Origin of the sequence: Sphingobium sp. IP1 (assembly GCF_002708645.1) — a bacterium.
Classification (GTDB): domain Bacteria; phylum Pseudomonadota; class Alphaproteobacteria; order Sphingomonadales; family Sphingomonadaceae; genus Sphingobium; species Sphingobium yanoikuyae.
This window is the reverse complement of record NZ_NOIW01000133.1, coordinates 1-12,482: the sequence shown is the minus strand read 5'-3', so window position 1 is coordinate 12,482 and position 12,482 is coordinate 1. Positions and strand designations below refer to the sequence as shown.

The following is a 12,482-nucleotide window of genomic DNA, read 5'->3' as shown; positions in this document are numbered from 1 at the left end:
CATCCGCGACGCCCAGGGCAAGCCGACCGCGAGCGTCTTCTACACCGCCTATACCGCGCCGGGTAAGCATCGACCGCTGACCTTTTTCTACAATGGCGGTCCCGGCTCGGCCTCGTTGTGGCTGCGCATGGGCAGCTTTGCGCCCGACCATGTGCGCACGGGCAATCCCGAAGCGGTCGCGCCCGCGCCCTTCGATGTCGGCCCCAATCCCGACAGCCTGATCGGCAGCACCGACATGGTGTTCCTGGACGCGGTGGGATCGGGCTATTCGCGGCCGCTGGGCGACGCCAAGGGCGCAGATTTCTATGGCGTCGACCAGGATGTCGATGCCTTTGCCAAGGCGATCCTGCGCTACACCACCAAGAATGGCCGCTGGGGCGACCCCAAATATATTTTCGGCGAAAGCTATGGCACCACCCGATCGGGGGCGCTGGCCTATCAACTGGAAGATCGCGGCATGGCGCTTAACGGCGTCATCCTGCTGTCGTCGATCATGAATTATGGCATCCGCCAGTCGGGCTTCGACACCATCCATATCGGCTATCTGCCCAGCTATGCGGCGACCGCCTGGTATCATAACCGCGTCCCCGGCGGCCGCCCGGCCAGCCTGGAAGCCTTTATCGAGGAAGCGCGTCAGTTCGCCAACGGCCCCTATGCCGCCGCGCTGCTGAAGGGGCAGGACATCAGCGCCCAGGAAGAGGACGCCGTCGCCCAGCAGATGAGCCGCTTCACCGGCCTGTCGGTGGATTATCTCAAGCGCGCCAATCTGCGCGTCAGCCTCAGCCGCTTCCGCAAGGAATTGCTGCGCGACGGGCGCGAGACGCTGGGCCGGTTCGATAGCCGCTACAAGGGGATCGACGAGGATGCGGCGGGCGAGGATCCCGAATATGATCCGTCCGATACCGCGATCAGCGGCCTCTATGTCGGCAGCTTCCTCGATCAGCTGACCAACAAGCTCGGCTATCAGACCGACCTCAGCTATCGGCTGAGCGCGCGGGAAGGCGGCGCCTTCAACTGGGACTGGAGCCATGAGCCACCGTCCGGCCGCAAGCAGAATGTCGCCGACGTCACCGCCGACCTCAGCACCGCGATGCGCATCAACCCGCATCTGCGCGTGCTGTCGCTCAATGGCTATTATGACATGGCGACGCCCTTCTTCTCGACCGAGCGCGACCTCAAGCACATGATGCTGGAGCCGGCGCTGCGGCCGAACCTGCAGTTCAAATATTATCCGGCGGGCCACATGGTCTATCTGAACCCGGAAGCGCTGCACCAGATGCGGCTGGATATGGAACGCTACTACGCCGAGGGCGCGCGCTGATCTGATTTCCCGTCGTCATTCCCGCGAAGGCGGGAACCCATCTCCTGACTTGGCGCATAATTGCATCGTCGGGAGATGGAACCCCGCTTCCGCGGGGATGACGGCGAGGGTCAGTAGCGCAGCTTCGGATACCAGTCGGCCGGCCGCCCCTGCGGCGTCAGGTCGAGGATCGACCAGAGCGCGGCGATGTCGGGCGCGTCGCGGGGATCCTGGCCGGGGTCGGCCATCTCCCGTCCCATCTCGCTCATCCAGAAGAGCCGCACCTGATCGCCGTCGCGGCGATAGACGATCAGCGCAGGATATTCGCCGTCGGGCTGGAGCAGGTCGAGATCACGGGCATAATCGTCGCCGATCGTCTGGATGAAGTCGGTGTTGCGCCAGCCCCGCTCCTGCGCGAAGGCGAATTGCCGTTCGACCGGGCTGCGGCTCAATATCTTGTAGGCGACGCGCTGCTTGATGTCGGCGGCATTGCCATCGACCGCGCCGATCCAGTTGGTACACATCGGGCAGGGCCGCTCGCGTTCCGGCCCGTACATCCAATAGTAACTGACCAGCACGTCCTTGTCGCCGAACAGGTCGATCAGGCCGACCTCGAAGCCCTGTTCGTCCTTGAAGCGATAATCCTTTTCGATCAGCGGACCGGGCGGCAGCGCCTGGCGCTGGGCGGTCAGGCGCGTCATGTGGCGGCGAAAGTCGATCTCCGCCGCCAGCAGTTGCTGCCGCGCCTTGGCATAGTCCGCGCTTTCGCCGGGAAATGCCGGCTGGCGATGCGCCGCCATATCGGCGGCCGGTGTCAGTTGTTCGTCCATGGCCTCTCTCCTCCCGCGCCGAACGCGGCGCGGGAGGAGAAGGTTCAATGGTCGCTGGCGGCGAAGGCGCCGATGCCGGTTTCCGCCCGCACCCGCTGGGCCGGATAGCCCGCCTTGTCGACGGCTGCGCGCGGCGATCGGTCGAGCCGGGAGATCAGCCAGATGGCGATGAAGCCGGCCGGAACCGAGAAGATCGCCGCCGAGCTATAGGGGAAAGGCGCCGGGCCAAGGCCGAAGGTGGTGGTCCACACCGCCGGCGACAGAAGCGTCAGGACGAAGGCCGTCAGCAGCCCGATCGTGCCGCCCCAGGCTGCGCCACGGGTGGTGCAGCCGCTCCACAGCAGCGACAGGATCAGCACCGGGAAATTGCCCGACGCGGCGACAAGAAGGGGGGGCGGGCCAGGAAGGCGGCCTTCCGCTGCCCGGACCGACCCCCCGGCAGGCCCCGCCGGCGCCCCCGGCGCCGGGGGGGGGACCCGCGGGCCGGGCGGTTGGCGGGGGGAGGCCCCCCGCCCCGGCTTCAGCACCGTGGCATAAAGGTCATGACTGACCGCCGAGGCCGCCGACAAAGTGAGCCCCGCCACCACCGCCAGGATCGTCGCGAAGGCCACGGCCGAGATGAAGCCGAGGAACGCGTTGCCGCCGACCGCATGGGCGAGATGGATCGCCGCCATATTGCCGCCGCCCCGCAGTGTGCCGTCGGCCATCTTGTAGCCGGCATCGGTGCCGACCAGGATGATCGCGCCGAAGCCGATGATGAAGGTCAGGATATAAAAATAGCCGATCCAGCCGGTCGCCCACAGCACCGACTTGCGGGCTTCCTTGGCATCCGGGACGGTGAAGAAGCGCATCAAGATATGCGGCAGGCCGGCCGTGCCGAGCATCAGGGCAAGGCCAAAGGAGATGGCCGAGACCGGATCCTTGATGAAGCCGCCTGGCGCCATGATCGCCCGACCCTTTGCCGCGGCTTCGGCCGGGGTGGCGCCGGCGGCCTGCGCGGCCGCGCTCTTCACCGCGACCGCGCGGGCGAACAGCGCTTCGAGCGAGAAGCCGAACTGGGCCAGCACCATCAGCGCCATGAAGCTGGCGCCGCCGAGCAGCAGCACCGCCTTGATGATCTGGACCCAGGTGGTCGCGCGCATGCCGCCGAACAGCACATAGAGCATCATCAGCGCGCCGACGATCACCACCGCCACCGCATAGGGCAGGCCGAACAGCAATTTGATGAGCTGCCCCGCCCCCACCATCTGGGCGATCAGGTAGAAGCTGACCACCAGTAGCGTGGAAACCGCCGCGAAGCTGCGCACCGGCGGCTGGGCGAAACGGTAGGAGGCGACATCGGCAAAGGTGAAGCGGCCAAGGTTGCGCAGCCGCTCCGCCATCAGGAACAAGAGGATCGGCCAGCCGACCAGGAAGCCGGTGGAGTAGATGAGGCCATCATAGCCGTCGGTGAAGATCTGCGCCGATATGCCGAGGAAGGAGGCGGCGGACATATAGTCGCCCGCCATGGCGAGCCCGTTCTGGAAGCCGCTGATGCCGCCGCCGGCGGTGTAGAAGTCCGACGCGGTGCGGGTGCGCGCGGCCGCCGCCTTGGTTATCCACAGGGTCAGGCCGACAAAGGCGACGAACATCGCGATCGCCACCCAGTTGATCGGCTGACGCTGCGCCTCCCCCTCCAGCGCGGCGGCGAAGGCGGGAGCGGGCAGCAGCATAAGGGCGAGCGCGCCGGCAAGCCGCGCCCTCATGCGCCATGATCCTTCAGGATCGCGGCCATCTGTGCGTCATGATGGCGATTGGCATAAGCGACATAGAGGCCGGTCAAGGCTATCGCGAGCAGGATGAGGCCGAGGCCGACCGGGATGCCAATCGAGGTGACGCCATCGCCGATCGGCATGCCCAGCAGCGCCTTGTCGAAGGCGATCAGCGCGAGATAGCCGACAAAGGCGATGAAGATGATCGCCGACAGCCACCAGCCCAGCCGCGCCCGCCGCGCCACCAGTTCACCATAGCGGGGATCGGCCGCCACCGCCGCGATCATCGCGGCCTGGGGATCGGCCGGGGCATGCCCTTCCTGCTGCGTCATTCACTCTCCTCTGGTCTTTGCGCCATGCTAACCAGACGCCCCCCGATTGCAATGGCATGGCCCGAGCGCCTATATCTGCACGGAGAGAGACTTGCGGCCTTACTGTTTTATGCACATATGACAGCAAGGCCGATCTGGCCCCTGGGAGATGACATGGCTTCGACCGCGCCGACCGCGACCGCTGATACGCTGAACCTCACGCCGCCCGACCCGGTGCCGGTGGTCGCGCCCGAAAAGGCGGCCGGGCTGGTGCCGATCGACGAGGAAAAGCGATCCAAGCTGGACGAGAAGGTCGACGCCTTCATCGACGATCTGGTCGCGCAGGACGCCAATTCGCCCGCCTTCGGCCAGCGCGTCGACCAGCTGACCAATATGGGTCGCAAGGAAATTGCCGAGGCCGCCGGGCACAGCAACCGCTTCCTCGATCGGCCGGTGCGCGCGATGGACAGCGACAACAAGGTCGGTGCGGACCTGGCTGAACTGCGCCGCACGGTCGAGGATCTGGACCCGGGCAAGCGCGGCAGCCTGACCGCGCCCAAGAAGCTGTTCGGCATCATCCCGTTCGGCAACAAGATGCGCGACTATTTCGACAGCTACAAGTCGAGCCAGACGCATATCAACTCGATCCTGGGCAGCCTCGCCAGCGGCAAGGACGTGCTGATCAAGGATAATGCCGCGATCGACGTGGAACGCCAGAATATGTGGCAGACCATGGGCAAGCTGGAGCAGATGATCCACATCAGCAAGACCATGGACGCGCGCCTCGAGTCCAAGGCGCTGGAGCTGGATTCGACCGATCCGACCAAGGCCAAGGCGATCCGCGAGAGCGCGCTCTTCTACATTCGCCAGCGCACCCAGGACCTGCTGACCCAGATGGCGGTCACGGTGCAGGGCTATCTGGCGCTGGACCTGGTGAAGAAGAATAATGTCGAGCTGGTAAAGGGCGTCGACCGCGCCAGCACCACCACCGTCGCCGCGCTGCGCACCGCCGTGACCGTGGCGCAGGCGCTGGTTGGCCAGCGGCTGGTGCTGGAACAGATCACCGCGCTCAACACCACGACCGCCAATATCATCGATTCGACCGGCGAGTTGCTCAAGAGCCAGACCGCGCAGATTCATGAGCAGGCGGCCAGCAGCACGATCCCGATCGAGACGCTGCAGCGTGCCTTCCAGAATATCTATGACACCATGGACAATATCGACACGTTCAAGCTCAAGGCGCTCGAAAACATGAAGACGACAGTCACGGTGCTGTCGAACGAGGTGGAAAAGTCCAAGGGCTATATCGCCCGGTCCGAAGGCCAGGCCCAGGCCGCCAAGGAAGCGCGCGCGGAGAACCCGCTGTTGAGCGCGATCGAGGGATAAGGATGCGCCCCACCCTGCCCCTTTTCCCGGAGTTGATGGCATGAGCCGGTCCGACCGCGTGCTGGCCGATGCCGAGGCGGTGCTACGCCGCCATAGCGAGCGCGGCAAGAGCCTGACCAGCCGTGCGCGCGAACGGCGCAACGCATCGATCATGCGGCGGCTGGGCCGGATCGCCGGCGCGGCCTTCGCGATCATCATCGCCGCCATGATCGCGGGCTGGTTCATGCCGCTGGGCACCAGTGGCGTGATGATCGTGCTTGGCCTGTTGCTGGTCACCACATTGTTCTTCGCGCTGCTGCCGGGCGAGCGGGCGGTCAGCCCGGACAAGCTGGCCGACAGCGCGCTGACCGCCCTGCCGCTCAAGACCGAAATCTGGCTGGAGAATCAGCGCAAGGCGCTGCCCGCGCCGGCGGTCACCCTGGTCGACAGCATCGGCGTCAAGCTGGAGACGCTGGCGCCGCAGCTCGAACGGCTGGGCGAGCAGGATCCGGCTGCGCACGAGATTCGCAAGCTGCTGGCCGATCATCTGCCCGAACTGGTCACCGGCTATCAGTCGATCCCCGCGCCGCTGCGGCGCGAGGAACGCAATGGCCGCGTGCCCGAGAAGCAGCTGATCGAGGGGCTGTCGGTGATCGACGCCGAGATCGGGCGGATGAGCGAGCAACTGGCGAGCGGCGACCTCGACAAGCTGGCGACCCAGAATCGTTTTCTGGAGCTGAAATATCAGGAGGCGAAGGAACTTGGCGCCTAGCGCCGTCTTCCTTCCTGCATGATCCACCTCACCCTCATCATCGTCGATTTCCTGACGGGCCTGCTGGCCGCCGGCGCCTGGGCGCTGGCCTCGGCCGGCGGCGCGATCGCAGCCGTGGTGGGCGGCGGGGTACTGGGGGTATCGCTGTTCCGGCGCTGGCGACGGCGGGGCTGATGATGCGCCAGAGCCGGCACGTCACGATAGCGAAGACGTGACATTCAATCAGAAGAGCTGATCATCACATTAGAAGCGGTCCAAACAGGATGCGCAACAGCCACGTCCGCGATCAGAGTTTCTGAGGTTCAGACGGTGCGCTTACGTAGCGGTGGGTAATGTTGAACGCGCGCCCACCAGGATCATGCCCCCCTGCGCATCAGATAAATGTCCATGATCCAGCCATGCCGGGCCCGTTCCTGCGCGCGGAGCCCCGCGATCCTGTCCCGCACGACCGCCAGTGGCCCTTCGATCAGGAGTTGATGCGCCATGCCGAGATAGGCCCCCCACCAGATATGGATGCCGGCGGGATCGAGCGCGTCGAAGGCACAGCCCTGATCCAGCATCACGGCGACGCTGTCGCCGTCCGCCGGCCAGCCATCGTCGCGCAGCCGGCGCCCGGTCGTGATGACGACCGGCGCGCCGAGCCGGTTGAGCGGGATGGCGTGGGCGGCGGTCAGCGCCTGCAGGCTGGTGATGCCCGGCACGACGCTTACCCGGATCGCCAGCCGCCTCTCCGCCAGCCGGTCGGCGATCCGCAGGCTGCTGTCATAAAGGGAGGGATCGCCCCAGACCAGCAGGGCAAGGCGGCCGCCATCGGGCAGGTGGCTCGCGATCTGTCCGGCCCAGGCCTGGGTGATGGCATCGTGCCAGTCCTGGACGCCGCCCATATAGTCGCCGCGCGCATCGCGCACGGGCAGGTCGAACTCCACCACGCGCACCGCCCGCGTCAGCACGGCCGCACAGATCGCGCGGCGCAGATCGACAAGGTCGGACTTGGCACTGCCCTTGCGCGGCAACAGGATGAGGTCGGCGCTGTTCATCGCCCGCACCGCCTGGGCCGTCAGATGATCGGGATTGCCGGTGCCGATGCCGATGAGGTGCAGGTCGATCATCATGCGCTCGCGATCATGTGGAAGAAGGAACCGCTGGCCCAGCCGCGCCGCGAGCCGGTTTCCGCGACCGCCGCGCCATCGGCATCGGTCACCCGCATCAGCGGCGCGTCATCCTGGCCCATGATGGTCGAATAATGGAACTCATGGCCGCGCAACATGGTGCCGGCTCGCAGCCCCGCAACAGGCGCCAGCAGCTCCGCCCGCCGATAGCCCAGATGCAGCCGGCGGTCCGCATGGCTGGTGACAAGGCCGAGCAGTCCTGCCATGCGATGGGCGGTGCCGTCCCGGTCGATCAGCGCGTCGCCCAGCACCATATAGCCCCCACATTCGCCATGGACCGGCCGATCCTCGGCATGGTGGCGCAGGCCCGTCAGGAAGTGCTGCGCGCCGGCGATGGTCCCGGCGTGGAGTTCGGGATAGCCGCCGGGCAGCCAGATCAGATCGGCATCGTCCGCTGGCGCCTCATCGGCCAGCGGGGAGAAGGGCATGATCTGCGCCCCGGCCTGTCGCCAGCCTTCGAGGAGATGCGGGTAGAGGAAGGAGAAAGCCACGTCCTGCGCCACCGCGATCCGCTGCGCCGGGGGATCGGGCAGGCGCCCGCCGGCCGTGATGCCGTGCGAGCGGGCCGCGTCCCGAACCGCGGCGAGATCGACCCGCTCCCGCATCAGCGCGCCATAGCGCTCCAGCACCTGATCGAGCCCCTGCTGCTCGCCGGCCTGCACCAGCCCCAGATGCCGTTCGGGCAGGCTGAGGTCCGCGTGCCGGGGCAAGGCGCCGAACACAGTGATACCCGCCGCCGCCAGCCCCGCGCGCGCCAGCCGCTCATGGCGCGGGCTCGCCACGCGATTGAGAATGACGCCCGCAATCGTCACGTCGGGATCGAAACGGGCAAAGCCCAGCGCCGTCGCCGCACAGGATTGCGCCTGTCCGGATATGTCGAGCACCAACAGCACCGGCCAGCCCATGCGGCGTGCCACGTCGGCGGCGGTGCCATGGCCGGCCGCACCCCGACCCGCCACCCCGTCGAACAGGCCCATCGCCCCTTCGGCCACGATCATGTCGGCATCGCCGGCCTCGGCCGCCACCCGGTCCAGCAGCGCGCCGTCCATCGCCCAGCTATCCAGGTTGAAGGACGGCCGGCCACAGGCAACGCGATGGAAGGCCGGGTCGATATAGTCCGGCCCGCATTTGAACGGCTGCACCGTCACGCCCGCGTCGCGCAGCGCACGGAGCAGGCCGAGCGTGACGGTCGTCTTGCCGGTGCCCGATGCGGGCGCCGAAACGAGCAGGCCCGGCACCGTCACTCGGACGACCCGGCATAGCGCGATCCGGCATGCTGCGGCCGGAAACGCCGGTCATAACCCTGCGCGTAGAGGCTGCTTTCGGCAAAATCCGCCGCGTCCAGCGCCGGGCCGACCAGGATGATGGCGGTGCGCTCCATGCTGCCCGCGACCGCCGCCTCGATCGACGAGAGGGTCGCCCGCACGATCCGCTGGTCGGGCCAGCTTGCCCGCCACACGACCGCGACCGGGCAGTCCGCGCCATAGGCAGGGGTAATATCGGCCACCACCTGCGCCAGATTGTGGATCGACAGATGGACGGCCAGGGTCGCGCCCGTCACCGCGAAATTGGTCAGGCTCTCGGCCGGGGGCATGGTGCTGGCCCGCCCCGGCGTGCGCGTCAGGACAAGCGACTGGGCCAGTTCGGGCAGCGTCAGCTCCACCTCCAGCGCCGCGGCCGCCGCAGCGAAGGCGGGCACGCCGGGGGTCACGGTGAAAGGAATGTCCAGCGCCCGGAGGCGGCGGATCTGCTCGCCCATGGCCGACCAGATCGACAGGTCGCCGGAATGGAGCCGCGCCACATCCTGCCCGGCGGCGTGGGCGGTGGCGATCTCCGCCATGATGGCGTCCAGGTCCATGGGCGCGGTGTTGACGATGCGCGCGCCGGGCGGACAATGACCCAGCAGCTCCGCCGGGACCAGCGACCCGGCGTAGAGGCATATCGGGCTGGCCGCGATCAGATCGCGGCCGCGCAGGGTCAGAAGGTCAGGCGCGCCGGGACCGGCGCCGATGAAATGGACGGTCATGATGATGCTCCTTGAGCGATGGCGCAGGTCGCCATGCGATCGGGGGAAAGGCTGCGGGCGGCGCGCAGGCGGGCGCCTTCCCCCGCGCCGGCCAGGGCACATGCTTCGGCGACGCTGCCGGTGCCGCGCGCGGCCAGCGAGGCCGGCGACCGGCTGATGGTGGGCAGGGAGGCTAGGCGATCCGCCACAATCGGGATGAGCGGCAGGGCCAGTTGCGCGGCCAGTTCCGCCAGTCCCCCTGCCTTGTCCGCCAGCGTGGCGAGATGGGTGACGTCCCGTCCGCCGCCGGCCGCCGCCAGCGCCGCGCGCAGGGACGCGGTGGTCGCGCCGGCACGGAAACCGAAGCCCGCGACGATCATAGCGTGACGCTCCACTGCACCACCGGATAGCGCGACCGCCAGCCATGGCGATTGCCGAGCGGCGCGGCATCGGCCAGTTCGATCCGCAGCAGGCTGCCGCCCCGCCGCCCGTGCCAGAGCGCCAGCAGCGCCTCCGACTCCAATGTCACCGCATTGGCGACCAGCCTTGTGCCGAGTGGCAGCAGCGCCTCCAGCCGTTCCAGCAGCACCTGCGACAGACCGCCACCGATGAAGACCGCCTGGGGCATCGGACCATCAGGCAGCACGTCCGGCGATCGACCGATCATCAGCTCCAGCCGATCCACGCCCAGCGCACGGGCATTGGCGCGGGCGCGATCCGCACGGGCCGGATTGGCCTCCACCGCGCAGGCGCGATTGGCCGGATGGGCCAGCAGCCATTCGATCGCGATCGATCCCGACCCGGCGCCGATGTCCCACAGATAGTCCCCCGGCCGGGGCGCCAGCGCCGACAGGGTCAGGGCGCGCACCGGCGCCTTGGTGATCTGTCCGTCATGATCGAACAGCGCGTCGGGACGACCGCTGGCGACCGTCAGTACGGGGCCGTCACCGGCGACCTCCAGCCCGACCGCCACGGGATGGGCGATGTCGGCCGGTATCGTCGCCCCCGCCTCGATCGACCGGATCCGCTCGCGCGGGCCGCCGAGGCTTTCCAGCACATGCAGGCGCGACGCGCCAAATCCCCTGGCCGACAACCAGGCGCCAAGCCCCGCCACCGCCGCCCCGTCGCGCAGCAGCAGCAGCGCCCGCGCGCCGGGCGCAAGGTGCGGGCGCAGCCGTTCCAGCGGCGCGGCATGCAGGCCGAGGCACGCGACATCCTGTATCGCCCAGCCCAGCCGCGCCGCCGCCAGCCCGAAAGTGGAGGGCGCGGGATGCGCGCACCATTCATGGGCCGCCAGATGGCGCGCGATGCTGCTGCTCGCGCCGAACCAGAAGGGGTCGCCCGACGCCAGCACCACCACCGGCCGCCCACGATGCGCCAGCAGCCGCGCGATCCCGTCCGCGAAGGGCACTGGCCATTCGACCATCGGCGCGCTAATCCCGCCCAGCAGCGCGAGGTGCCGGGCCGGCCCCATGACCAGGTCCGCCGCCGTCAGTGCCGCGCGGCTTGCCGCAGACAGGCCGTCCATCCCGTCCTCGCCGATGCCGACGATCGTCAACCAGGGGGGAGAATTCATGTCATCCATGCCCAATATCCTGCTGCTGGGCGGCACGACGGAGGCCAGCGCGCTGGCGGTCCTGCTGGCGGCGCGCGGCATCCGCGCGACATTCAGCTATGCCGGACGCACGGCGAGCCCGCGGGCGCAGCCGCTGCCCGTGCGGGTCGGCGGCTTTGGCGGGGTGGCGGGACTGGTCGCGCATCTGCGCGCGGAAAGCATCACCCATCTGGTCGACGCCACCCACCCTTTTGCCGCGACGATGAGCGCCCATGCGGTGGCGGCCGCGCATGGGGCGGGGATCGCCCATGCCGCGCTGACCCGTGTCCCCTGGACGCCCGTCGCCGGCGATCGCTGGCACGCGGTGCCGGACATGGCAGCGGCGGTGGCGGCGCTCGACGGGCCGCCTCAGCGGATCATGCTGGCCCTGGGGCGCATGCATGTGGAGGACTTCGCCGCCCAGCCCCAGCATCATTATCTGCTGCGCTTCGTCGATGCGCCGGATGCGCCGCCGCCCCTGCCCGATCATGCCCTGGTCGTGGATCGCGGCCCGTTCACGGTGGCGGACGACACAAGCCTGCTGCGGGACCATCGCATCGACCTGATCGTCGCCAAGAATGCGGGTGGCACGGGCGCGGCCGCCAAGCTGGACGCCGCGCGCGCGCTGGGCCTGCGCGTGCTGATGATCGACCGCCCCCTGCTGCCCGACCGGCGGGAATTCCACCGGCCCGAGGATGTGCTCGACTGGATCGCTCATCCCGCCACCTCGTCGGGGATGCCGCGCGGCGTGTAGAGGATCGGCCCGCGTGCCCGCTCGATGATGCGGGTCCGGCTCGACCCGACGATCACCATGGTGCGCATGTCCGCCATGTCCGCCCGCGCCTGCCCCAGCGGCACGATATGCAGTGCCTCCTGCGCGGTGGTGACGGCGCGGGCGAAGAGGATCGGGCGCGCGTCGCCACAAAGTTCCCGCAACAGCGCCAGCGTGCGCACGAACCCTTCCGGCCGGGACGCCGAGCGGGGATTGTAGAAGGCCATGGCGAAATCCGCCTCCGCCGCCAGCCGCAGCCGCTTTTCGATCAGGGACCAGGGCTTGAGATTGTCGGACAGGTTGATCGCACAGAAGTCATGGCCAAGCGGCGCGCCCGCACGCGCCGCGGCGGCCAGCATCGCGGTGATGCCGGGCAGCACGCGAATGTCGATGTCGCGCCAGGGAGCGGGGCCGGCCTCCAGCGCCTCGAACAGGGCGGACGCCATGGCAAAGACGCCCGGATCGCCCGAGGAGACGACGACCACCCGCCGCCCCTGCGCCGCCAGGTCGAGCGCATGGGCCGCCCGATCCAGTTCCACCCGATTGTCCGAAGGATGCAACATCAGCCCCGCACGCGGCGCGACCCGCGCGACATAGGGGATATAGCCCACCA

14 protein-coding genes are annotated in these 12,482 nt (G+C 68.4%); 5 read left to right on the top strand and 9 right to left on the bottom strand.

The window, feature by feature from the left end; genetic code table 11:
* On the top strand, positions 1 to 1,321 hold a 1,321-nt coding region (locus CG471_RS26420), incomplete at its 5' end, for a S10 family peptidase (protein ID WP_099234294.1).
* Between the two features lie 110 nt (positions 1,322 to 1,431).
* On the opposite strand, the gene CG471_RS26415 is transcribed toward CG471_RS26420, so the two are convergent.
* Genes CG471_RS26415 through CG471_RS26405 form a run of 3 tightly spaced genes read right to left on the bottom strand, consistent with a single transcriptional unit; the run spans position 1,432 to position 4,213 of the window.
* Complete coding sequence (locus tag CG471_RS26415) at positions 1,432 to 2,130, bottom strand: DUF899 family protein (protein ID WP_099234293.1); 699 nt, start codon at positions 2,128 to 2,130, stop codon at positions 1,432 to 1,434.
* A 44-nt stretch (positions 2,131 to 2,174) separates the two neighbouring features.
* Positions 2,175 to 3,875: a cation/acetate symporter ActP gene (locus CG471_RS26410; protein WP_099234292.1), complete on the bottom strand. Its 1,701-nt coding sequence runs from the start codon at positions 3,873 to 3,875 to the stop codon at positions 2,175 to 2,177.
* Positions 3,872 to 4,213, bottom strand: coding sequence for a DUF485 domain-containing protein (locus CG471_RS26405; protein WP_099234291.1), 342 nt, complete (start codon positions 4,211 to 4,213; stop codon positions 3,872 to 3,874). The genes CG471_RS26410 and CG471_RS26405 overlap by 4 nt, the downstream gene beginning before the upstream one ends.
* A 153-nt stretch (positions 4,214 to 4,366) precedes the next feature.
* Between CG471_RS26405 and CG471_RS26400 the strand changes: the two genes are divergently transcribed.
* The 3 genes from CG471_RS26400 to CG471_RS30845 are packed head-to-tail and all read left to right on the top strand — an operon-like array spanning position 4,367 to position 6,503.
* On the top strand, positions 4,367 to 5,578 hold the full coding sequence (locus tag CG471_RS26400; RefSeq protein ID WP_004210135.1) for a toxic anion resistance protein: 1,212 nt from the start codon (positions 4,367 to 4,369) through the stop codon (positions 5,576 to 5,578).
* A 40-nt stretch (positions 5,579 to 5,618) separates the two neighbouring features.
* Positions 5,619 to 6,329, top strand: coding sequence for a hypothetical protein (locus tag CG471_RS26395; RefSeq protein WP_004210134.1), 711 nt, complete (start codon positions 5,619 to 5,621; stop codon positions 6,327 to 6,329).
* An 18-nt stretch (positions 6,330 to 6,347) separates the two neighbouring features.
* On the top strand, positions 6,348 to 6,503 hold the full coding sequence (locus CG471_RS30845; protein WP_164546039.1) for a hypothetical protein: 156 nt from the start codon (positions 6,348 to 6,350) through the stop codon (positions 6,501 to 6,503).
* Positions 6,504 to 6,685: 182 nt separating this feature from the next.
* Here CG471_RS30845 and cobF read toward each other — a convergent pair whose 3' ends face one another.
* From cobF to cbiE, 5 genes are read right to left on the bottom strand one after another with little or no spacing between them, the layout of a single operon-like run.
* On the bottom strand, positions 6,686 to 7,438 hold the full coding sequence (gene cobF, locus CG471_RS26390) for a precorrin-6A synthase (deacetylating) (protein ID WP_099234295.1): 753 nt from the start codon (positions 7,436 to 7,438) through the stop codon (positions 6,686 to 6,688).
* Entirely contained in the window at positions 7,438 to 8,742 is a 1,305-nt protein-coding gene (locus CG471_RS26385; RefSeq protein WP_099234290.1) for a cobyrinate a,c-diamide synthase, read from the bottom strand. The genes cobF and CG471_RS26385 overlap by 1 nt, the downstream gene beginning before the upstream one ends.
* On the bottom strand, positions 8,739 to 9,524 hold the full coding sequence (gene cobM, locus CG471_RS26380; RefSeq protein ID WP_099234289.1) for a precorrin-4 C(11)-methyltransferase: 786 nt from the start codon (positions 9,522 to 9,524) through the stop codon (positions 8,739 to 8,741). The genes CG471_RS26385 and cobM overlap by 4 nt, the downstream gene beginning before the upstream one ends.
* Positions 9,521 to 9,883, bottom strand: a complete 363-nt coding sequence (locus tag CG471_RS26375) for a cobalamin biosynthesis protein (RefSeq protein WP_099234288.1) — start codon at positions 9,881 to 9,883, stop codon at positions 9,521 to 9,523. Before CG471_RS26375 ends, cobM begins: the two co-directional genes overlap by 4 nt.
* Positions 9,880 to 11,088 (bottom strand): precorrin-6y C5,15-methyltransferase (decarboxylating) subunit CbiE, encoded by a 1,209-nt coding sequence (cbiE, locus tag CG471_RS26370; protein WP_099234287.1) that lies wholly within the window; start codon positions 11,086 to 11,088, stop codon positions 9,880 to 9,882. Before cbiE ends, CG471_RS26375 begins: the two co-directional genes overlap by 4 nt.
* On the opposite strand from cbiE, the gene CG471_RS26365 reads away from it, so the two are divergent.
* Positions 11,087 to 11,851 (top strand): cobalt-precorrin-6A reductase, encoded by a 765-nt coding sequence (locus CG471_RS26365; RefSeq protein ID WP_099234286.1) that lies wholly within the window; start codon positions 11,087 to 11,089, stop codon positions 11,849 to 11,851. The genes cbiE and CG471_RS26365 overlap by 2 nt on opposite strands.
* On the opposite strand, the gene CG471_RS26360 is transcribed toward CG471_RS26365, so the two are convergent.
* Positions 11,812 to 12,482: precorrin-3B C(17)-methyltransferase (locus CG471_RS26360; RefSeq protein WP_099234285.1), on the bottom strand; the 671-nt coding region annotated here is incomplete at its 5' end. The two genes, CG471_RS26365 and CG471_RS26360, sit on opposite strands and share 40 nt — an antisense overlap.